This window comes from Streptomyces sp. NPDC056169 (genome assembly GCF_042268445.1).
In the GTDB taxonomy this organism is placed as follows: domain Bacteria; phylum Actinomycetota; class Actinomycetes; order Streptomycetales; family Streptomycetaceae; genus Streptomyces.
In genome coordinates this window covers 319,077-341,542 of the sequence record NZ_JBHJUO010000006.1, presented here as the reverse complement: position 1 = coordinate 341,542, position 22,466 = coordinate 319,077, and the positions used below count along the sequence as shown (strand labels likewise).

18 protein-coding genes are annotated in these 22,466 nt (G+C 71.6%); 14 read left to right on the top strand and 4 right to left on the bottom strand.

What is annotated here, in order from left to right:
• Positions 1-52: 52 nt before the first annotated feature.
• Entirely contained in the window at positions 53-1,228 is a 1,176-nt protein-coding gene (locus tag ACFC0G_RS12275; RefSeq protein WP_376401252.1) for a trypsin-like serine peptidase, read from the bottom strand.
• A 322-nt stretch (positions 1,229-1,550) separates the two neighbouring features.
• Here ACFC0G_RS12275 and ACFC0G_RS12270 point away from each other — a divergent pair, with 322 nt between their 5' ends.
• The 5 genes from ACFC0G_RS12270 to ACFC0G_RS12250 all read left to right on the top strand — a co-directional run bounded on the left by ACFC0G_RS12270 (position 1,551) and on the right by ACFC0G_RS12250 (position 9,548).
• Positions 1,551-2,987: a diaminobutyrate--2-oxoglutarate transaminase family protein gene (locus ACFC0G_RS12270; protein ID WP_376401249.1), complete on the top strand. Its 1,437-nt coding sequence runs from the start codon at positions 1,551-1,553 to the stop codon at positions 2,985-2,987.
• A 38-nt stretch (positions 2,988-3,025) separates the two neighbouring features.
• On the top strand, positions 3,026-4,876 hold the full coding sequence (locus ACFC0G_RS12265) for an IucA/IucC family protein (RefSeq protein ID WP_376401246.1): 1,851 nt from the start codon (positions 3,026-3,028) through the stop codon (positions 4,874-4,876).
• A 55-nt stretch (positions 4,877-4,931) separates the two neighbouring features.
• A complete protein-coding gene (locus ACFC0G_RS12260) occupies positions 4,932-5,630 on the top strand; it encodes a GNAT family N-acetyltransferase (RefSeq protein WP_376401243.1) in 699 nt (232 codons plus the stop codon).
• A 61-nt stretch (positions 5,631-5,691) separates the two neighbouring features.
• The gene (locus tag ACFC0G_RS12255; RefSeq protein WP_376401240.1) at positions 5,692-7,521 is read left to right on the top strand and encodes an IucA/IucC family protein; all 1,830 of its coding nucleotides are present in this window, start codon (positions 5,692-5,694) and stop codon (positions 7,519-7,521) included.
• 50 nt (positions 7,522-7,571) lie between these two features.
• Positions 7,572-9,548 carry an ATP-dependent DNA helicase gene (locus ACFC0G_RS12250; RefSeq protein ID WP_376401237.1) on the top strand — a complete coding sequence of 659 codons (1,977 nt, stop codon included), beginning with the start codon at positions 7,572-7,574 and terminating at the stop codon, positions 9,546-9,548.
• An 86-nt stretch (positions 9,549-9,634) separates the two neighbouring features.
• Here the strand turns inward: ACFC0G_RS12250 and lexA are convergent, their stop codons facing one another.
• Positions 9,635-10,423 (bottom strand): transcriptional repressor LexA, encoded by a 789-nt coding sequence (gene lexA, locus ACFC0G_RS12245; protein WP_376401234.1) that lies wholly within the window; start codon positions 10,421-10,423, stop codon positions 9,635-9,637.
• Between the two features lie 460 nt (positions 10,424-10,883).
• Here lexA and nrdR point away from each other — a divergent pair, with 460 nt between their 5' ends.
• Together nrdR and ACFC0G_RS12235 are read left to right on the top strand one after the other, a co-directional pair.
• Entirely contained in the window at positions 10,884-11,393 is a 510-nt protein-coding gene (gene nrdR, locus ACFC0G_RS12240) for a transcriptional regulator NrdR (protein ID WP_055640973.1), read from the top strand.
• A gap of 173 nt (positions 11,394-11,566) precedes the next feature.
• The gene (locus tag ACFC0G_RS12235; RefSeq protein ID WP_376401231.1) at positions 11,567-14,473 is read left to right on the top strand and encodes a vitamin B12-dependent ribonucleotide reductase; all 2,907 of its coding nucleotides are present in this window, start codon (positions 11,567-11,569) and stop codon (positions 14,471-14,473) included.
• 139 nt (positions 14,474-14,612) lie between these two features.
• Here ACFC0G_RS12235 and ACFC0G_RS12230 read toward each other — a convergent pair whose 3' ends face one another.
• Positions 14,613-15,143, bottom strand: a complete 531-nt coding sequence (locus ACFC0G_RS12230) for a TerD family protein (protein ID WP_376401228.1) — start codon at positions 15,141-15,143, stop codon at positions 14,613-14,615.
• A gap of 244 nt (positions 15,144-15,387) precedes the next feature.
• On the opposite strand from ACFC0G_RS12230, the gene ACFC0G_RS12225 reads away from it, so the two are divergent.
• The 4 genes from ACFC0G_RS12225 to ACFC0G_RS12210 all read left to right on the top strand — a co-directional run bounded on the left by ACFC0G_RS12225 (position 15,388) and on the right by ACFC0G_RS12210 (position 18,438).
• On the top strand, positions 15,388-16,122 hold the full coding sequence (locus ACFC0G_RS12225; protein WP_376401225.1) for an arylamine N-acetyltransferase: 735 nt from the start codon (positions 15,388-15,390) through the stop codon (positions 16,120-16,122).
• Between the two features lie 42 nt (positions 16,123-16,164).
• Positions 16,165-16,770 (top strand): YdbC family protein, encoded by a 606-nt coding sequence (locus ACFC0G_RS12220; RefSeq protein WP_376401222.1) that lies wholly within the window; start codon positions 16,165-16,167, stop codon positions 16,768-16,770.
• Positions 16,771-16,854: 84 nt separating this feature from the next.
• On the top strand, positions 16,855-17,514 hold the full coding sequence (locus ACFC0G_RS12215; RefSeq protein WP_329620810.1) for a histidine phosphatase family protein: 660 nt from the start codon (positions 16,855-16,857) through the stop codon (positions 17,512-17,514).
• A gap of 12 nt (positions 17,515-17,526) precedes the next feature.
• Positions 17,527-18,438 carry an ADP-ribosylglycohydrolase family protein gene (locus ACFC0G_RS12210; protein WP_376401218.1) on the top strand — a complete coding sequence of 304 codons (912 nt, stop codon included), beginning with the start codon at positions 17,527-17,529 and terminating at the stop codon, positions 18,436-18,438.
• A 119-nt stretch (positions 18,439-18,557) separates the two neighbouring features.
• Here ACFC0G_RS12210 and ACFC0G_RS12205 read toward each other — a convergent pair whose 3' ends face one another.
• Positions 18,558-20,111 (bottom strand): MFS transporter, encoded by a 1,554-nt coding sequence (locus ACFC0G_RS12205; protein ID WP_376401215.1) that lies wholly within the window; start codon positions 20,109-20,111, stop codon positions 18,558-18,560.
• A gap of 168 nt (positions 20,112-20,279) precedes the next feature.
• Here ACFC0G_RS12205 and ACFC0G_RS12200 point away from each other — a divergent pair, with 168 nt between their 5' ends.
• The 3 genes from ACFC0G_RS12200 to ACFC0G_RS12190 all read left to right on the top strand — a co-directional run bounded on the left by ACFC0G_RS12200 (position 20,280) and on the right by ACFC0G_RS12190 (position 22,452).
• Positions 20,280-20,906 (top strand): TetR/AcrR family transcriptional regulator, encoded by a 627-nt coding sequence (locus tag ACFC0G_RS12200; RefSeq protein ID WP_376401212.1) that lies wholly within the window; start codon positions 20,280-20,282, stop codon positions 20,904-20,906.
• Between the two features lie 96 nt (positions 20,907-21,002).
• Positions 21,003-21,713: a ribonuclease HII gene (locus ACFC0G_RS12195; RefSeq protein WP_376401209.1), complete on the top strand. Its 711-nt coding sequence runs from the start codon at positions 21,003-21,005 to the stop codon at positions 21,711-21,713.
• Between the two features lie 106 nt (positions 21,714-21,819).
• Complete coding sequence (locus ACFC0G_RS12190) at positions 21,820-22,452, top strand: hypothetical protein (RefSeq protein WP_376401206.1); 633 nt, start codon at positions 21,820-21,822, stop codon at positions 22,450-22,452.
• Positions 22,453-22,466: the final 14 nt, after the last annotated feature.

Genomic DNA, 22,466 nt, shown 5'->3' with positions numbered 1-22,466 from the left:
GGCCGGGCATGGGTGGAGGCGGGACCCCAGGGGCCCCGCCTCCGTGCCGCGCCTACTGCCCGGCGTACTTCTTGCTGACCTCGTCGAAGATGGCCTTGGCCTCCGGTCCGAAGCGCGGACCCGCGAGCCAGCCGGCCGTCGACGGGCCGATCGAGGTGTTCGACACCAGCGCCGGCTTGCCGTCACTGCCCTGGGCCACCCAGCCACCGCCGGACGAACCACCGGTCATCGTGCAGCCGATCCGGTACATCGTCGGCTGCTCTGCCTTCAGCGACAGCCGGCCCGGCTTGTCCTGGCACTGGAACATCTTCTGGCCGTCGAACGGCGGCGCCGCCGGGTAACCGGTCGCCGTCAGGCTCGCGATCTTCGGCACGGCCGGCGCGTTGAACTCCACCGGAAGCGCCGAACCGACGGTCTCCTCGAGCGACTTGCCGGAGGCGCCCTTCTCCGGGGTCACCTGGATGACCGCGAAGTCGTAGGGGGCACCGGCGCCGCCCGTGGACGCGCCCTCGGCGATCCACTGGTCGGAGGTCTTGACCCAGTCCGCCCACCACACGCCGTACGGCGCGATCTGCTCCCGCGTCGCCTTCTCCAGGTCGGAGGTCGGCAGCGCGCTGTCGTTGTACGAGGGCACGAAGGCGATGTTGCGGTACCAGCCGCCCTGGTTGCCCTTGTGCACGCAGTGCCCGGCCGTCCAGACCAGGTTGGACTTGCCCGGGTGGGCCGGGTCCTTCACCACGGTGGCCGAGCAGACCATCGAGCCCTCGGGACCGTCGAAGAAGACCTTCCCCGCCTCGGCCGCGTTGCCGTGGTACTTCGGGGCGACGGCCTTCGCCTTCACCGCGGCCGGGGTCGGGTCGGTGACACCCTCGTCACCCGAGATGTCCTCCTCCTCGACCGGCTTGTCGGGGCGCTCGGCCTCCCGCATCCGGTCCGGGTCCCACAGGTCCTCGATGATCGGGTTGACGAAGTCCTTGGCCTCACGGAGCCACTTGTCGCGGTCCCAGTTCTTCCACTCGCCGTCGCGCCACTTGTCGAGGTCGATCCCGTGTTCCTTCAGACGCTCCTTCAGGTCCTCCGGAATCTTGATCTTGTCGGCCGGGTTCAGGCTCGCGGGCGCGCTGGGCTTGTCTCCCGCGTTCTCCTCGCTCGGCCCGCAAGCCGTCGCGGTGAGCGTCAGCGCCGCGACGGCGGAAGCCGCCATCAGCAGCGGACGAATCGATCGCATCTCGTGATCCCCCTGGAACTACATCAACGTGTGCATGGGTGAACGGCGGCCGCGTCCTCGCGGACGGCGACCGACGGCCCCCAACTATGCCGGTGCCGGAGGGGACGGTACCTGGCCCGCCGCCGGTTCCGGATGCCGTTCAGCCGTTGCCGTGCCGTGATCCGGGACACGCCAACTTCTTGTCACCCGGCCCGTGATCCCCGGCAGTTCCCGTCGTTGGTACGTACGGGGGACACAACGGCGGCGCTCAGGACGGCCCTTGCGGCGGCTCCGCTCCGCCCACATGTGCAACGCAACCGTTACAGCGGGAGGACACCGAGCCGTGGCCGTGACCGAATCAGCTCCTGCCGGCGCACCGGCCGCGCGGGTGCGGAACCCGGCGGACGACGCGCCGGACCACAGGGGCGCGTACGAGGGGATCCTGCGCCGCCAGTCGCAGCGCGAGTCCGCCGCCCGCACCTACGCCCGCTCCCTGCCGATCGTCCCCGTGCGGGCCCGCGGCCTGACCATCGAGGGCGCCGACGGCCGCCGCTACCTGGACTGCCTCTCCGGCGCCGGGACGCTGGCCCTCGGCCACAACCACCCCGTCGTCCTGGAAGCGATCCGGAAGGTCCTCGACTCGGGCGCACCGCTCCACGTCCTCGACCTCGCCACCCCCCTCAAGGACGCCTTCACCTCGGAGCTGTTCGCCACCCTGCCGGGCGGACTCGCGGACAACGCACGGATCCAGTTCTGCGGACCGGCCGGCACGGACGCCGTCGAAGCGGCCCTCAAACTCGTCCGCACCGCCACCGGCCGCGACGGACTCCTCGCCTTCACCGGCGCGTACCACGGCATGACCGCCGGAGCCCTCTCCGCCTCCGGCGGGGCGACCGACGTCCGCGTGACCCGGCTGCCCTACCCGCAGCACTACCGCTGCCCCTTCGGCGTCGGCGGTGACCGCGGCGCCGAACTCTCCGCCCGCTGGACCGAGACCCTCCTCGACGACCCCAAGAGCGGTGTCCCCACCCCCGCCGGAATGATCGTCGAGGCCGTCCAGGGCGAAGGCGGGGTCATTCCCGCCCCCGACGACTGGATGCGCCGGATGCGCCGGATCACCGCCGACCGCTCCGTCCCGCTCGTCGTCGACGAGGTCCAGACCGGCGTCGGCCGCACCGGCGCCTTCTGGGCCGTCGAGCACAGCGGTGTCGTGCCCGACGTGATGGTCCTCTCCAAGGCCATCGGCGGCTCCCTCCCGCTCGCCGTCATCGTCTACAGGTCCGAGCTCGACGCCTGGGAACCCGGCGCCCACGCGGGCACGTTCCGCGGCAACCAGCTCGCCATGGCCGCCGGAACGGCCACCCTCGCGTACGTCCGCGAGAACAGGCTCGCCGAGCGGGCCGGCATCCTCGGCGCCCGTATCCTCGGCCGACTCCAGGGCCTCGCCGCCGCCCACCCCTGCGTCGGCGACGTCCGCGGCCGGGGCCTGATGATCGGCGTCGAACTCGTCGACCCCGACGCGGCCGGCCCGGAAGACCCCGTCCCGCCCGCCGCCCCCGCCCTGGCCCTCGCCGTCCAGCAGGAGTGCCTCGCCCGCGGACTCATCGTCGAACTCGGCGGCCGCCACTCCGCGGTGGTCCGGCTCCTGCCCCCGCTCACCCTCACCGACGAGCAGGCCACCGCGGTCCTCGACCGCTTCGCCGACGCCCTGGCCGCGGCGGAGCGGGCCCACACCCCCACGACGGGTGCCCCCCGGACCACCCCCGGACCGTCCCACTGACCCCGGACCGCCCCCGGCCCCACCCCAAGGAAGCCCCCGTGAACGCCACCCCCACCTCCCCGGCGACCGAGACCGCAGCGCCCCCCGCCGTCGAGGAACCCACCGTCCCGCGCCAGCACGCCGGACCGTACGACCCACGGCCGACCCGCCCCGCCCCCGGGGCCACCGCGCCCGACCCGCTGGACGACCCCGACCCGCAGCGCGCCGCCGACGTGGCGACCATCGAGAACCTGCTCCGCTGCTGGATCCGGGAGAAGAACCTGCCCGCCCCCGACTCCGCCACCCTGCGCGTCCCCCTCGACGCCAGCGGCACCGCCCTCCTCGTCCCCGTCCGCTACTGGTCGGCCACCGGCTGGCACCGCTTCGGCGCCCCCTCCCTCGAAGGCCTCCCGGCCTCCGCGCCGACCGCCGACGCCGTCACCGTCGCCGCCCTGCTCAGCCGCGAGACCGGCCGCCCCGAGGGCACCGAACTCGTCGGCCGGGTCGCCGACTCGGCCCGGCGCACCGCCGACTTCCTCACCGAGCGGCGCCACAGCCCCCACCCCCACCCGGACGCCGACCTCTTCCTCGCCGCCGAACAGGCCCTGCTGCTCGGCCACCCCCTCCACCCCACCCCCAAGAGCCGCGAAGGACTCTCCGAGGCCGAGGCGCGGCTCTACTCACCCGAACTCCACGGCTCCTTCCCCCTCCACTGGATCGCCGTCGACCCCACCCTCCTGGCCGCCGACTCCGCCTGGACCGAACAGGGCCGCCACGTCACGGCGGAACAGCTCGCCGCCGGCCTCGCCGAAGGACTCAGCGTCCCCGCCGGCACCGCCCCGCTGCCCCTGCACCCCTGGCAGGCCCGCGAGCTCCTGCACCGCTCCGACGTCCGCGAGCTCCTCGACGCCGGCCTCCTCCACGACCTCGGCCCGCACGGCAGCCCCTGGCACCCCACCTCCTCCGTCCGCACCGTCCACCGCCCCGGCGCCCGGGCGATGCTCAAGCTCTCCCTCGGCCTGCGCATCACCAACTCCCGGCGCGAGAACCTCCGCAAGGAACTCCACCGCGGCGTCGAGGTCCACCGCCTCCTGCGCACCGGCCTCGTCGACGAGTGGCAGGCGGCCCACCCCGGCTTCGACATCGTCCGCGACCCCGCCTGGCTCGCCGTGGACACCCCGGACGGCACCCCCGTCCCCGGACTCGACGTCATGATCCGCCACAACCCCTTCGGGTCGGGCGACGACGCCGTCTGCATCGCCTCCCTCACCACCCCCCGCCCCTGGCCCGGAGCCGCCACCATGCGCTCCCGGCTCGCCGATGTCATCGGCCGGCTCTCCACCCGCACCGGCCGCACCACCACGGCCGTCGCCGCCGAGTGGTTCCTCCGCTACCTCGACCAGGTCGTCCGCCCGGTCCTGTGGCTCGACGGACACGCCGGCATCGCCCTGGAGGCCCACCAGCAGAACACCCTGGTGCTCCTGGACCCGGACGGCTGGCCCGTCGGCGGCCGCTACCGCGACAACCAGGGCTACTACTTCCGCGAGTCCCACCGCGCCGAACTGGAGGCCCGACTCCCCGGCATCGGCGCCCACAGCGACACCTTCGTCTCCGACCAGGTCACCGACGAACGCTTCGCCTACTACCTCGGCATCAACAACGTCCTCGGCCTGATCGGCGCCTTCGGCGCCCAGCACCTCGCCGACGAGCGCGTCCTGCTCGCCGCCTTCCGCAGCTTCCTCACCTCCGCCACGAGCCTGGGCTCCCCCCTTCCGCACCGGCTCCTGGAGGCCGCGACCCTGCGCAGCAAGGCCAACCTCCTCACCCGCCTGCACGGCCTCGACGAGCTCGTCGGGCCGGTCGACACCCAGTCCGTCTACGTCACCGTCACCAACCCCCTCCGCACCTGAACCCGCCGCCGGAGCACCCCACGCCCGAGCGCACCGCCGAGAGGAGAGCGACACCGTGCCACCCACCCGACCCCCGGTGGACCCACCCGGGGACGACACCCTCGACCTGAGGGTCGACGACCTCGTCGCCCTCCTCGCCGCCGGAGACCCGTCACCCGCCCCGGGCGGCGACCCCTCCGGCGGAGACCTGCTCGACTCCGTCGCCGACTGGGACGCGACCCCCACCCGCTTCGGCGCCTTCCAGCTCGTACCCGTACGCCTCGACCGTGACCTGCCGCTCCTCACCCGGTGGATGAACGACCCCGCGGTCGCCGCCTTCTGGGAGCTCGCGGGACCCGAGACCGTGACCGCCGAGCACCTCCGCGCCCAGTTCCAGGGCGACGGCCGGAGCGTCCCCTGCCTCGGCGTGCTCGACGACGTGCCCATGAGCTACTTCGAGATCTACCGGGCCGACCTCGACCCGCTCGCCCGGCACTACCCGGCCCGCCCCCACGACACCGGCATCCATCTCCTCGTCGGAGGCGTGAGCGATCGTGGCCGCGGCGTCGGCACCGCCCTCCTGCACGCCGTCGCCGAACTCGTCCTCGACCACCGTCCCCGATGCACCCGGGTCGTCGCCGAACCCGACATCCGCAACACCCCCTCCGTCTCGGCCTTCCTCGGCGCCGGCTTCCGCTACGCGGCGGAAGTCGACCTCCCCGACAAACGAGCCGCGCTCATGATCCGTGACCGCGCCCTGCGTCACGCTCTGTGAACACCCCTCTGACGTACATACACCGCTCGACCCACAGCGGTTCCCACCCCGAGGAGTCCTCGTGTCGACGTCCCCTGCACCCCACGACTCCGCACAGCCCGTTACGCCCCTCGCGACCGCGACGGCACCCGAGCTGCTCGCACCCCCCGAGCTGACTCCCGCCGCCTGGACCCGCGTCTCCTCCCGCCTCCTCGCCAAGGCCCTCGCCGAGTTCGCCTACGAGGAGATCGTCGAACCCGTCCCGGCCGACGGCGGCGAGCCCGACCGCCACGCGCTCCGGCTCGACGACGGCACCACGCTCACCTTCCGCGCCCGCCGAGGCGCCTACGGCGGCTGGCGGGTCGCCGCCGACTCCATCACCCACGAGGGCCGGCCCATGACCGACCCCCTCGACTTCCTGGTCCGCGCCCGGAACCTCCTCCGCCTCGACGGCGCCACCCTCGGCCACCTCATCCGCGAGCTCTCCGCCACCCTCGCCGCCGACGCCCGCCTCGACCACACGGCCCTCACCGCCGACCGGCTCGCCGAGCTCTCCTACGCCGAACTCGAAGGCCACCAGACCGGCCACCCCTGGCTCGTCCTCAACAAGGGCCGCATCGGCTTCGCCGCCTCGGACGCCGCCCGCTGGGCCCCCGAGGCCCGCCGCGCCACCCGACTGCCGTGGATCGCCGTCAGCAACCGCATCGCCGCCTACCGCGGCATCGCCGGCCTCGAAACCCCCGACCGCCTCTACACCCAGGAACTGGACCCCGAGGTCCACGCCGCCTTCCGCGCCGAACTCACCGCCCGCGGCCACGAACCCGACGGCTACCTCCTGCTGCCCGTCCACCCCTGGCAGTGGGACGAGGTCCTGCTCCCGCTCTACGCCCCCGCCGTCGCCGCCGGCACCGTCGTCCCGCTCTCCGCCGACGGCGACCTCCGCCTGCCGCAGCAGTCCGTCCGCACCTTCCTCAACACCAGCCGCCCCGACCGGCACACCGTCAAACTCCCGCTGTCCGTGCTCAACACCCTCGTCTGGCGCGGACTCCCCACCGAACGGACCCTCGCCGCCCCCGCGGTGACCGCCTGGGTCCACGGGCTGCGCGACGCCGATCCGTTCCTGCGCGACGAGTGCGGAGTGATCCTCCTCGGCGAGGTCGCGTCCGTCACCGTGGAGCACCCCCTCTACGACCGGCTGCCCGAAGTGCCCTACCAGTACAAGGAACTCCTCGGCGCGATCTGGCGAGAGCCGCTCCGGCTGCCCCCCGGCGAGCGCGCCCGGACCCTCGCCTCGCTGCTCCACACCGACCCGAACGGGCGGGCCTTCGTCGCGGAGCTCGTCGAGCGGTCCGGACTCGCTCCCGACGTCTGGCTCCGGCACCTCTTCGGCGCCCTCCTGCCCCCGCTGCTGCACTTCCTCTACCGGTACGGCACCGTCTTCTCACCCCACGGCGAGAACGCGATCGTCGTCTGCGACGGCCAGGACGTCCCCGTACGTCTGGCGATCAAGGACTTCGTCGACGATGTGAACATCAGCGCCCAGCCGCTCCCCGAGCACGACACGATGCCGGACGACGTCCGCGCGGTGCTCCTCACCGAGGAACCCGACTTCCTCACCCAGTTCATCCATTCGGGGCTCTTCGTCGGTGTCTTCCGCTATCTGGCGCCGCTCTGCGAGGAACAACTCGCCGTCCCCGAGACGGAATTCTGGTCCCTCGTCCGCGCGGAGATCCTGCGCCACCAGGCACGCTTCCCCGAGCTGAAGGAACGGTTCGAGCAGTTCGACCTCCTCACGCCCCGGATCGAGCGGCTCTGCCTCAACCGCAACCGTCTGCACCTGGACGGCTACCGCGACCGGCCCGAGCGCCCGCACGCGGCCGTCCACGGGACCGTCCCCAACCCGCTCGCGTGAGGCGCGCGCGTGCCCTGGCTGTCAGTGCCGCCCCGTAGGCTGGAAGCGCTATGACGAAGCCATCCCTCCCCGATCTGCTCCACGCCGCCGTCTCCGCCGTCGGCGGCACGGAGCGCCCCGGCCAGGTCGCCATGGCCGAGGCCGTGGCCGAGGCCATCGACGACAATTCCCACCTCCTCGTCCAGGCCGGAACCGGCACGGGCAAGTCGCTCGGCTATCTCGTGCCGGCGCTGGCCCAGGGGGAGCGGGTCGTGGTCGCCACCGCCACCCTGGCGCTCCAGCGCCAGCTCGTCGAGCGCGACCTCCCCCGGACGGTCGACGCGCTGCATCCGCAGCTGCGCCGCCGCCCGCAGTTCGCCATGCTCAAGGGCCGGTCGAACTACCTCTGCCTGCACCGGCTCCACGAGGGCGTCCCGCAGGACGAGGAGGACGGCCTCTTCGACCCCTTCGAGGCGGCCGCGCCCTCCAGCAAGCTGGGCCAGGACCTGCTGCGGCTGCGCGACTGGTCCGACGAGACGGAGACCGGCGACCGGGACGACCTGACCCCCGGCGTCTCCGACAAGGCCTGGGCCCAGGTCTCGGTCTCCTCCCGGGAGTGCCTGGGCGCGAGCAAGTGCGCGTACGGGGCGGAGTGCTTCGCCGAGGCGGCCCGCGAGCGCGCCAAGCTCGCCGACGTCGTCGTCACCAACCACGCGCTGCTCGCCATCGACGCGATCGAGGGCGCCCCTGTGCTCCCGCAGCACGAGGTGCTGATCGTCGACGAGGCCCATGAGCTGGTCAACCGGGTCACGGGCGTCGCCACCGGCGAGCTCACGCCCGGCCAGGTCAACCGCGCCGTGCGCCGGTCCGCGAAGCTGGTCGACGAGAAGGTCGCCGACCAGCTGCAGACCGCCGCCGAGGGCTTCGAGCGGGTCATGGAGCTCGCCCTGCCGGGCCGCCTGGAGACGATCCCCGAGGATCTGGCGTACGCGCTGATGGCGCTGCGCGACGCGGCCCGCGCCGTGATCACGGCCCTGGGCTCCACCCGGGACCGTTCCGTGCAGGACGAGGACGCCGTCCGCAAGCAGGCCATGGCCTCCGTGGAGACCGTCCACGGTGTCGCGGAGCGGATCACCCAGGGCTCGGAGTGGGACGTCGTCTGGTACGAGCGGCACGACCGCTTCGGTGCCTCGCTGCGGGTCGCGCCGCTGAGCGTCTCGGGCCTGCTGCGGGAGAAGCTCTTCACGGAGCGGTCCGTGGTGCTGGCCTCGGCCACGCTCAAGCTCGGCGGCGACTTCAACGGGGTCGGGGCCTCGCTCGGCCTCGCGCCCGAGGGCACCACGGGGGACGACCTGCCGGTCTGGAAGGGCCTCGACGTCGGCTCCCCGTTCGACTACCCGAAGCAGGGGATCCTGTACGTCGCCAAGCACCTGTCCCGCCCCGCGCGGGACGGCGAGCGGGGCGACATGCTCGACGAGCTCGCCGAGTTGATGGAGGCGGCCGGCGGCCGCACGCTGGGCCTCTTCTCGTCGATGCGGGCGGCTCAGCAGGCGGCGGAGGAGCTGCGGAGCCGGAACCCGGAGCTGCCGATCCTGCTCCAGGGCGAGGACACCCTCGGTGAGCTGATCAAGAACTTCGCCGCGGATCCGAAGACCTGCCTCTTCGGCACGCTCTCGCTCTGGCAGGGCGTGGACGTTCCGGGCGCCAGCTGCCAGCTGGTGGTCATGGACAAGATCCCGTTCCCACGGCCGGACGACCCGCTGATGAGCGCGCGCCAGAAGGCGGTCGAGGAGGCCGGTGGCAACGGCTTCATGGCCGTCGCGGCCACGCACGCGGCCCTGCTGATGGCTCAGGGCGCCGGCCGGCTCGTGCGGGCGACGGGCGACCGGGGTGTCGTCGCGGTGCTCGACCCCCGGCTGGCCACGGCGCGGTACGGCAGCTATCTCAAGGCCTCGCTGCCCGACTTCTGGTACACCACGGACCGCAATCAGGTACGGAAGTCCCTGGCGTCGATCGACGCGGCGTCGAAGGCGGCCGCGAGCGACTGATCGCCCTGCCGTGTGTCTCGGCACACGGCAGGGCCCCGGGACCGGCGCAGTGGGTCCCGGGGCCCGGTCAGAGCCGGCGAGGTGTGTCAGACCCGCCGGAGCACCGCCACGACCTTGCCGAGGATGGTGGCCTCGTCGCCGGGGATGGGCTGGTACGCCGCGTTGTGCGGGAGGAGCCAGACGTGGCCGTCCTCGCGCTTGAAGCGCTTGACCGTGGCCTCGCCGTCGAGCATGGCGGCGACGATGTCGCCGTTCTCCGCGACGGGCTGGCGGCGGACGGTGACCCAGTCGCCGTCACAGATGGCGGCCTCGATCATCGAGTCGCCGACGACCTTCAGGACGAACAGCTCGCCGTCGCCGACCAACTGCCGGGGGAGCGGGAAGACGTCCTCGACGGACTCCTCGGCCAGGATGGGGCCACCGGCCGCGATCCGGCCGACCAGAGGGACGTACGACGCGGCGGGCTTGCCCGTGGTGTCCGTCGGCTGCGTGCTCGGCTGGTCCGAGCCGCGCACCTCGTACGCCCGGGGGCGGTGCGGGTCACGGCGGAGGAAGCCCTTGCGCTCCAGCGCCATGAGCTGGTGAGCCACCGACGACGTGCTGGACAGTCCCACGGCCTGGCCGATCTCGCGCATCGACGGCGGGTAGCCGCGCCGCTGGACCGAGTCGCGGATGACCTCGATGACACGGCGCTGCCGGTCGGTGAGGCCCGAGCTGTCGGCCCTGATGCCTGGAGGTCGCCCGGGAAGGGCGCGGGCGGGTCGCCCGGGCTCCTCGCCGTTCATGGCTGAGTCATTCATGGCATGCACCGGCTCGAGTCGGCCCTGGGAGCGGTCCTGGGCGGTGATGGTGGCACTGTCTGCGGTGGTGGTCACGTCGTCGGCCCCTCTCGAATTTGTCTCCCTGGCTGGCACAACGGTAGTGGCTTTCGAAAGGTTGCGCCAAACACACGTTCGAGTGAAAATTCGCAGATTGCCTTACGCGTGTACGTGTGGGGGTGTATGAGTACCGTCACTCCGCAGCACTCCGCAGCACCCCGCGAACCCAATTCGGTCATTACGGTAGCCTTCGCCGCTGGGTCGCGGACATCCGGTGTGCCTGCCCAGTGTCGCACCCGGGAACGCGGAATCGCGGGAGCCCGCGGTCCGCGACACGCGGAGGCGGTCGAATCGCCCCTAACCCAAGATCTAGTGGTTGTATGGCATCGGCCACCCAGGGGTAGTGGTCCCCGGTCTGCCGGGGCCGCTCGCATCACCTATGCTGGAGGTCGCTTCGCAGGGCCTTGACGGGCCGGGCGAAGCTCATCAGTCGTGCCGTGAGGGAGGGTCGGAAGCCATGCACTGCCCCTTCTGCAGGCACCCCGACAGCCGTGTCGTCGACAGTCGCACCACCGACGACGGGACGTCGATCCGACGCCGTCGCCAGTGCCCCGACTGCTCCCGCCGCTTCACCACGGTGGAGACGTGCTCGCTCATGGTCGTGAAGCGGTCCGGTGTCACCGAACCCTTCAGTCGCACCAAGGTCATCTCCGGCGTGCGCAAGGCGTGTCAGGGGCGACCGGTCACCGAGGACGCCCTCGCCAAGCTCGGCCAGCGGGTCGAGGAGGCGGTGCGCGCCACCGGGAGCGCCGAGCTGACCACCCACGACGTGGGTCTGGCCATCCTCGGCCCGTTGCAGGAGCTCGACCTCGTCGCGTACCTGCGCTTCGCGTCCGTGTACAAGGCCTTCGACAGCCTCGAAGACTTCGAGACCGCCATCGTGGAACTCCGCGAGCGGTCTCCCGCTGAGAACTGTGGGACCGGCGCGACCCCCGAGGTCCCCGTTCCCGCCACCGCCGCCGACTGATCGGCGGTCCGGGCCGACCACGGCCCGGCGATCGGCCGCCGAGCGGCCCGACAGACGTGCCCCGGGTGACCTGTTCTGGTCCTCGTGGCAGCAGTACCGAAAGACGTACAGAAGACGGTGCCCTGGGACTTTCTGGGTGCCAAAGTGTGTTTTGCCCGTATATGGGAGGCGGCATGACAGAGACGGCGAGCGGCCCGGCACGTGGTTCCCGCGCTAAGGGAGCCAAGTCGGCGAGCAAGGGCCTGCGTATCGAGCGCATCCACACCACCCCTGGCGTGCATCCGTACGACGAGGTGACCTGGGAGCGTCGTGACGTCGTCATGACCAACTGGCGCGACGGCTCGATCAACTTCGAGCAGCGTGGCGTCGAGTTCCCCGACTTCTGGTCGGTGAACGCGGTCAACATCGTCACCAGCAAGTACTTCCGGGGGGCCGTCGGCACCCCGCAGCGCGAGACCGGTCTCAAGCAGCTCATCGACCGGATCGTGAAGACGTACACGAAGGCCGGCGAGGACTACGGCTACTTCGTTTCGCCGGCCGACGCCGAGATCTTCGAGCACGAGCTGGCCTACGCCCTCCTGCACCAGATCTTCAGCTTCAACTCGCCGGTCTGGTTCAACGTCGGCACCCCGCAGCCCCAGCAGGTCTCCGCCTGCTTCATCCTGTCCGTCGACGACTCCATGGAGTCCATCCTCGACTGGTACAAGGAAGAGGGCATGATCTTCAAGGGCGGCTCCGGCGCCGGCCTGAACCTCTCCCGCATCCGCTCCTCCAAGGAGCTGCTCTCCTCCGGCGGCAACGCCTCCGGCCCGGTCTCCTTCATGCGCGGCGCCGACGCCTCCGCGGGAACGATCAAGTCGGGCGGTGCGACCCGTCGCGCGGCCAAGATGGTCATCCTCGACGTCGACCACCCGGACATCGAGAACTTCATCGAGACCAAGGTCAAGGAGGAGGAGAAGATCCGCGCCCTCCGTGACGCGGGCTTCGACATGGACCTGGGCGGCGACGACATCACGTCCGTCCAGTACCAGAACGCCAACAACTCCGTCCGCGTGAACGACACGTTCATGAAGGCCGTCGAGTCCGGTGGCAAGTTCGGTCTCACCTCCCGCATGACGGGTGAGGTCATCGAGGAGGTCGACGCCAAGTCGCTCTTCCGCAAGATGGCCGAGGCCGCCTGGGCCTGCGCCGACCCGGGCATCCAGTACGACGACACGATCAACCACTGGCACACCTGCCCCGAGTCCGGCCGCATCAACGGCTCGAACCCGTGCAGCGAGTACATGCACCTGGACAACACGTCCTGCAACCTCGCCTCGCTGAACCTCATGAAGTTCCTCAAGGACGACGGCAAGGGCCACCAGTCCTTCGACGTCGAGCGCTTCGCCAAGGTCGTCGAGCTCGTCATCACCGCGATGGACATCTCCATCTGCTTCGCCGACTTCCCCACGGAGAAGATCGGCGAGAACACCCGCGCCTTCCGCCAGCTCGGCATCGGCTACGCCAACCTCGGCGCCCTGCTGATGGCGACCGGCCACGCGTACGACTCCGACGGCGGCCGCGCCCTCGCCGGTGCCATCTCCTCCCTGATGACCGGCACCTCGTACAAGCGCTCCGCCGAGCTCGCCGCGGTCGTCGGCGCGTACGACGGCTACGCCCGCAACGCCGAGCCGCACCAGCGCGTCATGCAGCAGCACGCCGACGAGAACACCAAGGCCGTCCGCTTCGACGACCTCGACTCGCCGATCTGGGCCGCCGCGACGGAGGCCTGGCAGGACGTCGTCCGCCTCGGCGCCAAGAACGGCTTCCGCAACGCGCAGGCCTCGGTCATCGCCCCGACCGGCACCATCGGTCTCGCGATGTCCTGCGACACCACCGGCCTCGAGCCCGACCTCGCCCTGGTCAAGTTCAAGAAGCTCGTCGGCGGCGGCTCGATGCAGATCGTCAACGGCACCGTCCCGCAGGCCCTGCGCCGCCTGGGCTACCAGGAGGAGCAGATCGAGGCGATCGTCGCCCACATCGCCGAGCACGGCAATGTGATCGACGCCCCCGGCCTGAAGACCGAGCACTACGAGGTCTTCGACTGCGCCATGGGCGAGCGTTCCATCTCCGCGATGGGCCACGTCCGCATGATGGCCGCCATCCAGCCGTGGATCTCGGGCGCCCTCTCCAAGACCGTGAACCTGCCGGAGACGGCGACGGTCGAGGACGTCGAGGAGGTCTACTTCGAGGCCTGGAAGATGGGCGTCAAGGCGCTCGCGATCTACCGCGACAACTGCAAGGTCGGCCAGCCCCTCTCCGCCAAGAAGAAGGAGAAGGAGGAGGAGAAGGTCGAGGTCACCGCGAAGTCCGAGGCGACGATCCGCGAGGCCGTCGAGAAGGTCGTCGAGTACCGCCCGGTCCGCAAGCGTCTGCCCAAGGGCCGCCCGGGGATCACCACCTCCTTCACCGTGGGTGGCGCCGAGGGTTACATGACCGCCAACTCCTACCCGGACGACGGTCTCGGCGAGGTCTTCCTGAAGATGTCCAAGCAGGGTTCGACCCTCGCCGGCATGATGGACGCCTTCTCCATCGCCGTCTCCGTCGGTCTGCAGTACGGCGTTCCGCTGGAGACCTACGTCTCGAAGTTCACCAACATGCGCTTCGAGCCGGCCGGCATGACGGACGACCCGGACGTGCGGATGGCGCAGTCGATCGTCGACTACATCTTCCGCCGCCTGGCGCTCGACTTCCTGCCCTTCGAGACCCGCTCCGCCCTCGGCATCCACTCCGCCGAGGAGCGTCAGCGCCACCTCGACACCGGCTCGTACGAGCAGGCCGAGGAGGACGAGGTCGACGTCGAGGCGCTGGCCCAGTCCGCGCCCCGCGCCCAGGAACTGAAGGCCGTCGCGGCCCCGGTCCCGGCCCCGCAGGCCGAGGTCCCGGCGCCGAAGCAGGCGCACACCTCGGCGGAGCTCGTCGAGATGCAGCTCGGCATCAGCGCCGACGCCCCGCTCTGCTTCTCCTGCGGTACGAAGATGCAGCGCGCCGGCTCCTGCTACATCTGCGAGGGCTGCGGCTCCACCAGCGGCTGCAGCTGACACGAGCGCAAGCGCGTCCGGCGCGGCGGTGAGCAGCTGCCGCCCGGGGCGCTGAGCCGCACGTGAGAGAGGGTGTCGACCATCGGTCGACACCCTCTTTCGCGCGCCCGTCGGACCACTTTCGCGCGCCCGTCGGACCTCAGACCGGCGTGGAACCGAGGACGGTGGCGAAGGCTCGGGGGTCGGCGTCGAAGCCGCGGCTGAGGGAGCGGTACGACCAGCCGTCCGCGCCGTCCCGGGTGAACTCCACGACCGTCGCCGACAGGGCGCCCGGCACGTCCGCGAAGTCGTGCGCCAGAAGGTCGGTGTACCCCTCGCGGACCCGTATGCCGGTGTTCTCTATGTCGCCGAAGGTGAGCCTGCCGCCGCCCTGCTGCACGGTCACGCCCACCACCACGCGCGCGTACCGGGGCGCGAGCCGGTCGAGCTCCAGCGTCATCGCCTCGTCGTAGCCGAAGCCCTGGCCCGTACGGCTGTCACGGTGGAGCGTGATCGTGCCGTCGGGGGAGCGGCTGCCGAAGTGCACCAGGTAGGCCGGGGCACCGTGCGGCTCGTCGGCCGTGAAGACGCCGGCGACGAGATCCAGGTCGTGGGCCGGCGCGCCGCTCGGGGCCGGGTCCCACTTGAGCGTCACCTCGACCCTCGCCACGCCCTTGCTGAGTCCGCTCACGGTGCTTCCCCTCTCCCCGCACGCCCCCGCGTACGTCTCGCCTCGACCGTCGTCCCGCCTCCACGTCAAAAGCCCGTGGTTGCGGGGTGATTGCTCATGGTGTCATGGGGCTACGACAGTGGACCCGACGGTTGAGGGGGAGAGCGGTTTGTGGAGTGGTGACGAGCTGGATCTCGACGCATATCTGGCTCGAATCGGCTACGACATCGGCCGGGACGGGGAACTCTCCACGGATCTCCGGACGTTGACCGCTGTACACCGGGCGCACGTCCGGTCCATTCCGTTCGAGAACCTCGACGTGGCCCTCGGCCGGCAGGTCCCCCTGGACCTGGAGAGCCTCCAGGCCAAGCTCGTCCGCCGCCGCCGGGGCGGCTACTGCTACGAACAGAACTCGCTCCTCGCGGCGGCCCTGGAGCGGATCGGCTTCCGGGTGGCCGGGCGCGGCGCCCGCAACCGCACGCGGGGTGCGGCGCTGCTGCCCGTCACCCACGCCCTGCTGGTCGTCGAGGCGGAGGGCGAACAGTGGCTCGCCGACGCGGGGTTCGGATGGCAGGGGCCCCTGGAGCCCGTTCCCCTGCGGGACGGCGCGCGCGTGGAGCAGGGCGGCTGGACCTTCGGGATCGGGGCCGAGGACGAGGGCATCCACGTACTGCGCTCCCTGTGCCCGCAGGGCTGGACCGATCTGTACGCGTTCGCTCCGCAGACCCTGTACCCGGGCGACTTCACCGTCATGAACCACTTCAGCTCCAGCCATCCGGAGTCGCGTTTCCTCGGCCAGGTCGTGGCGCAGCGGCCCGGGGCCGAGGTGCGCAGGGCGCTGGTCCGCGAGACGCTGACGACCGTGCGGACGGACGGCGTCGCCGAGGAACGGATCTTGACCGTCGGCGAGTTGGCGGCGACGCTGGCGGACGACTTCGGGATCGAGGTCGACGACGAGGAGCGCGCGGGTCTGGAGCGGTTGCACCCGGTGGGTGTCTGACGCGCACTGCCGGGGCGCTCCTTGGGCCCGTACGATGGCGCGGTGCTGGTCAAGTGGATTCGCTGCACCGTCGTGGACCGTCGTGGGTTCGAGCGGGGACAGCGGAAATGGGCGGGGCTGCTCGGTGAGCCGGGATTCCGGGGCCAGGGCGGCGGGTGGAGCCGGGCTCGGCCGGACGTCGCCCATGTCTTCGCGTTCTGGGAGAGCCGGGCGTTCTACGACTCGTTCATGGCGCGGTCGCACGACCGACTGGCGGCCTCGCAGGTGGGCTCGTACAAGGACATCCAGGTCAAGCTGTTCGACCACCGCTTCGATGTGAAGACGGGGTTCGAGCCGAAGTTCGGCGACGCCGACGTGGCGCGGGTGGCGCACTGCCGTGTCCACGAGGACCGTGCCGAGCACTTCGCGCTCATGCAGGAGAAGGTGTGGAACCCGGCGATGGCCGGGTCCCCCGGCATGCTGCGGGGCCTGTTCGGCGAGGCGCCGGGCAACGAGTTCATGGTGCTGTCGATGTGGCGGTCCGCCGCGGAGCACGGCAAGTACCGGGTGGAGCGCGTCGAGCGGCTCGGTCTGCGCGCGAAGACCGATGCCGACGTGGCGGCGCTGAGCGGCGACGTGGTGCAGCTCGAAGCGGCCTGGACGGTCTGACCGTCCGAGGGCCTTCTACCCCGGATGGGCTCCGAGCGCCCCCTCGGCCGAGCCTGTCCGGGGGAGTCGATCTAGGGTCGGGGTATGGCACGACCGCGGCGCATCGTTCTCGTACGGCACGGAGAGTCCGAGGGCAATGCCGATGACACGGTGTACGAACGCGAGCCCGATCACGCGCTCCGGCTCACCGAGACCGGATGGCGGCAGGCGGAGGAGACGGGGGAGGGACTGCGGGAGCTGTTCGGGGACGAACAGGTCAGCGTCTACGTGTCGCCGTACCGCCGCACCCATGAGACCCTCCGGGCCTTCAGGCTGCCCCGGGAGCAGATGAGGGTGCGGGAGGAGCCGCGGCTGCGGGAGCAGGACTGGGGCAACTGGCAGGAGCGGGAGGACGTGCGCCTGCAGAAGGCGTACCGGGACGCGTACGGGCACTTCTTCTACCGCTTCGCCCAGGGCGAGTCCGGGGCGGACGTCTACGACCGGGTCGGGGCCTTCCTGGAGAGCCTCTACCGCAGCTTCGAGGCCCCCGACCATCCGCCGAACGTTCTCCTCGTCACCCATGGACTGACCATGCGGCTGTTCTGCATGCGCTGGTTCCACTGGACGGTCGCGGACTTCGAGTCGCTGTCGAACCCCGGGAACGCCGAGACCCGCACGCTCCTGCTGGGCGAGGACGGGAGGTACCGGCTGGACAGGCCGTTCGCACGCTGGCGCACCCCGGAACCGTACGGGCACACCGGATAGAGTGGCTGAGCGATGACCGCTGACTCCTCACTCGACCGGCGCTTCGACCGCGCCCTGGCCAGCCTGCGCGGGCTGTCCGTGGGAGACGCCCTGGGCTCCCAGTTCTTCGTACCCGCCCACTACCCCCTGCTGAAGCGGCGCGAGCTGCCGCCCGGCCCCTGGCAGTGGACCGACGACACCGAGATGGCCTGCTCCGTCCTCGCCGTCCTCGTCGGCCACGACCGCATCGACCAGGACGCCCTCGCCCTGTCCTTCGCGCACCACCATGACTTCGACCGGGGCTACGGCCCGGCGGTCAACCGGATGCTCCGGCTCGTCAGGGAGGGCGCGGACTGGCGGGAGCTGTCCGCCGCGCTCTTCAACGGGCAGGGGTCCTGGGGCAACGGCGCCGCGATGCGGATCGCCCCGCTCGGTGCCTGGTACGCGGACGACCCGGAGCAGGCGACGCACCAGGCCGAGATCTCCGCGTACACGACGCACCAGCACCGTGAGGCCGTGGTGGGCGCGATGGCCGTGGCGGCCGCCGCCGCCCTCGCCGCCGATCCGGCCGGACCGCCCACGCCCGAGGCGCTGCTCGACGGGGTGGTCGCCCTGGTGCCGCGCAGCGCGGTGGGGGCGGGCCTGCGCCGGGCGCGCGACATGCTCGACTACGGGGACGCGGGCACGGTCGCCGCGGTGCTCGGCAGCGGCCGGCGGACCAGCGCGCACGACACGGTGCCCTTCGCCCTCTGGTCGGCGGCGCGGGCGCTGGGCGACTTCGAGCGGATGTTCTGGACGACCGCCCAGGTCGGCGGCGACGTCGACACGACCTGCGCCATCGCCGGCGGCGTCGTGGCCTCCGCGGTGCACGGGGCTCCGCCTGCCGAGTGGCTGCGGCAGACCGAGGACCTTCCGGGCTGGGTCCCGGACGGGACGGCTGCCTGAAGCGTGTGATGTCCCCCGGGCCTGTGGAGCGGCCCGGGGGACATCGGCGTACTTCAGGGGCGTACGTGCCTGTTCAGACAGCAGGCGGCGGGCGGCAGGTGGTGGGCAGCGGTGTGGGCTCAGGCCGCCGGGCCGGCCGCCTCCGCCCGGCCGCTGAGCGCTTCCAGGTCGCTCTTGCGGACCCGGATCACCAGGACCGCCGTGACCAGCGCGATCAGCACCATCCCGACGGCGGCGGTGAAGGCCGAGGCGATGCCCGAGGTCAGCACCTCATGGCCCCAGGGGGCGGGCAGCTCGTGCGTCTTCGCGAACTCCGCCTGCTGTTCGGGCGTCGCGTTCGCGAGGAAGTCCGGCGCCTGCTTCTCGCCCTCCTCGCGGCTCGCCGTGCCGAAGACCGTGACCAGGATGGACAGGCCGAGCGAACCGCCGACCTGCTGAGTGGCGTTGAGCAGGCCCGACGCGGCGCCCGCCTCGTGCTGGGCCACCCCGGAGACGGCCGTGAGCGTGAGCGTCACGAAGTTGAGCCCCATGCCGAAACCGAACAGGACCATGGGGCCGAGGACGGAGCCGAAGTAGGTGCTGTCCGAGCTGATGAACGTCAGCCAGAACAGGCCGATCCCGGTGAACGCCGAACCGCCCACCATGAACGGCTTGGGGCCGAGGACCGGCAGCAGTCGCTGTGCGAGCCCCGCGCCGGTGCCGATGGCGACCGTCACCGGCAGGAAGGCGAGGCCGGACTGGATCGGGCTGTACCCGAGGACGTTCTGGACCCACAGGACGATGAAGAAGAACATGCCGAACATGGCGGCCGACAGGCTGAGCATGATGACGTACGTGCCCGAGCGGTTGCGTTCGGCGAACATCCTGAGCGGGGTGATCGGCTCCTTGGCCCGCGACTCCACGAGGCCGAAGGCCACGAGCAGGACCACCGCCGCGACGAAGGAACCGACGGTCAGCGAGTCCTTCCAGCCCTTCTCGGACGCGCGGATGAACCCGTAGACCAGCGCCGCCATGCCGAGCGTCGAGGTCATGGCGCCGGCGATGTCGAACCGGCCCGGGTGACGCTCGGACTCCTCGATGTAGCGCGGGGCGAGGAAGGCGATCAGCAGACCGATCGGCACGTTGACGAAGAGGACCCAGCGCCAGTCGAGCCACTCGGTGAGCATGCCTCCCGCGAGCAGCCCGATCGCGCCACCGCCGGCGGACACGGCGGCGAACACGCCGAACGCACGGTTGCGCTCGGGCCCTTCGGGGAACGTCGTGGTGATCAGCGCGAGCGAGGTCGGCGAGGCGATGGCGCCGCCGACGCCCTGGAGGGCGCGCGCCGCGAGCAGCTGCCACGGCTCCTGGGCGAAGCCGCCGAGCAGGGAGGCGAGGGTGAAGACGAGGATGCCGGCCATGAAGACCCGGCGGCGCCCCAGGATGTCTCCCGCGCGTCCGCCGAGGAGCAGCAGCCCGCCGAAGGTGAGCGTGTAGGCGCTGAGCACCCACGAGAGGTCGGTGGTCGAGAAGGACAGCGCGTCCTGGATGTGCGGCAGCGCGATGTTCACGATGGTGGCGTCGAGGACGACCATGAGCTGGCAGGCGGCGATGACGGCCAGGGCGATGCCCCGCCGGCCTCCGGCGCGTGCAGGTCCGTTCTTGGTCTGTGTGTCCACCGGAGAAGTTGTCACTATGGATCCCCCACGGAAGAATTAGTGAACGCACCCGTTCACTGTTCCCCACGGTAGTGAGTCCCCCTCAGTGAACGCAACCGTTCACTGAGCACTGCCGCCGCCCCGATTCGTCCCCGCCCCACCCCTGGCCCCGCCCCGATCGACTTGCTCAACGGAGAGATCCTGATGGTTACTTCGCGCTCCACGGCCGCCGCCCGGCCGGAGGGGGCATCCCCGCGACGCCGCGGCCCCGTACTGGAACGGGCCATTCTGGAGGCCACGCTCGAACAGCTGGGCAGCGTCGGCTGGAACGGTCTGACGATGGAGGGTGTCGCGGTCGGCGCGCAGACGGGCAAAGCGGCGGTGTACCGGCGCTGGCCGTCGAAGGAAGATCTCGTCGCGGACGCCCTCCAGGCCGGACTGCCGACGCTCGACGAGGCTCCGGACCGGGGGAGTGTCCGTGAGGACCTGTACGCGCTGTGCCTCCGGGTGCGGGACGTGATGTTCTCCAAGCCCGGCCACGCCCTTCGTGCGGTCCTTCACGAATGCGACGCGGAATCCGCGGGGAGGTTCCATGATCTGATCGTCGCGGGGGTGACCGAACCTTCGACGCGGCTCTTCAAGGACGTGCTGCGGCGGGGAATCGAGCGCGGTGACGTGCGGGCCGACGCGATCGACGACCTGGTGCTCGACGTGGTTCCCGCGATGATGATGTACCGCTCCAAGGTGTGCGGGAGCGAATGGACCGACCGCGAGATCGCCGACATGATCGACCGGGTGATGGTGCCGCTGCTCCGGGTCGGGGCGGTCTGAGGTCGGGCCGGAGTCGGGCCGACGTCGGCTTGATGGCGGTCCGAGGGGGATCCGGGTATCGCGGGCGGTGCCGGGCGGCGTAACCTGGCTGGCGCCATGCCGTACGAACCTCCCACCCACACACTCGAGCGATCGCTCCGAGCGACCACCGGCGCCAGGATCGTCGCCGGAGTCGACGAGGTCGGGCGCGGGGCGTGGGCCGGTCCCGTCACGGTGTGCGCAGCCGTCACCGGACTGCGCCGGCCGCCCACCGGACTCACCGACTCCAAGCTGCTCACCCCCAAGCGCCGTACCGCGCTGGCCGCGGAGCTGGAGCAGTGGGTCACGGCGTACGCGCTCGGTGACGCCTCCCCGCAGGAGATCGACGAACTCGGCATGACCGCGGCGCTCCGGCTCGCGGCGGTCCGGGCCCTCGAAGGGCTTCCCGTCCGGCCGGACGCGGTGATCCTCGACGGCAAGCACGACTACCTCGGCAGCCCCTGGCAGGTCCGTACGGTGATCAAGGGCGACCAGTCCTGCGTCGCCGTGGCCGCCGCCTCCGTCATCGCCAAGGTCCGCCGGGACGGCGTCATGGCGGAGCTCGGGACCGAGGCCGAGGGGTGTGCGGCCTTCGGGTTCGCGGCGAACGCGGGCTACCCTTCGCCGGTCCACAAGGCCGCGCTGGAGGAGCTGGGGCCCACCCCGTACCACCGTCTCTCCTGGTCGTACCTGGACGCGTTGCCCCAGTGGCGCCACCTCAAAAAGGTCCGCCTCTCCGCGGAGGCGGCCGCGCTGGAAAGCGGGGGCCAACTCGGCTTCGACTTCTGAACTTCCGGCTGCCGAGCCCTTCTCCAGGGCCGCCCGAGCAGCCGGGGCGCACCTGTGTGCCCACCCGCCGATGCCCCGCGCAGCGGCGTTTGATAGACATCCACCCATGCCTCTCACCCCCGAGGAGCCTCAGATTCACGAGAGTGCCCAGGGTCCCCGCGCCACCGCGGCCGCCGGCCGTCCCGCGTCGACCCCCCGTCCCGTACCCGGCCCGCGTTCCGCGGCCTCTCCGCGTCCCGGACATCCGGGCCCCGGCCCGGCCAGGCCCGCGCCGCCGGCCCCGCGTCCGCACCCCGGTGCCGCGCAGTCCCCGGCCACCGGCCCGGAGAATCGTTCCGACCAGCGGTCCACTCCGCAGCTCCAGGTGATCCCGGCCTCGGCCGACGGTGCCCTGGACGCCGCCGAGGAGGCCCTGGACCTGCTCCTGGAGAGCGGCCGCGCGCCCGGCGACGTCCTGGTGCTGACCACCGGTGACCAGCACCCGTGGGCGGCGCACGAGCTGTCCTTCGGCGAGACCGCCTACTGGGCGCAGCAGGACACCGGCGACGACGTGTTCTTCGCGGACGCGGCCGCCGTCGAGCGGGCCGCCGTCCGGCCCGTGGTGATCGTCGCCGTCAACGGCGGCAGCGACGAGACCGCTGCCCGGGCCCTGCCCCTGGCGATGGCCCGCGCGGGCGCGCTGCTGATCGTCTGCGGCGATCCCGAGCGCGTCGCGGCGCTCGTCGGCGCCGGCGTCTGACCGGACGTCCCGGC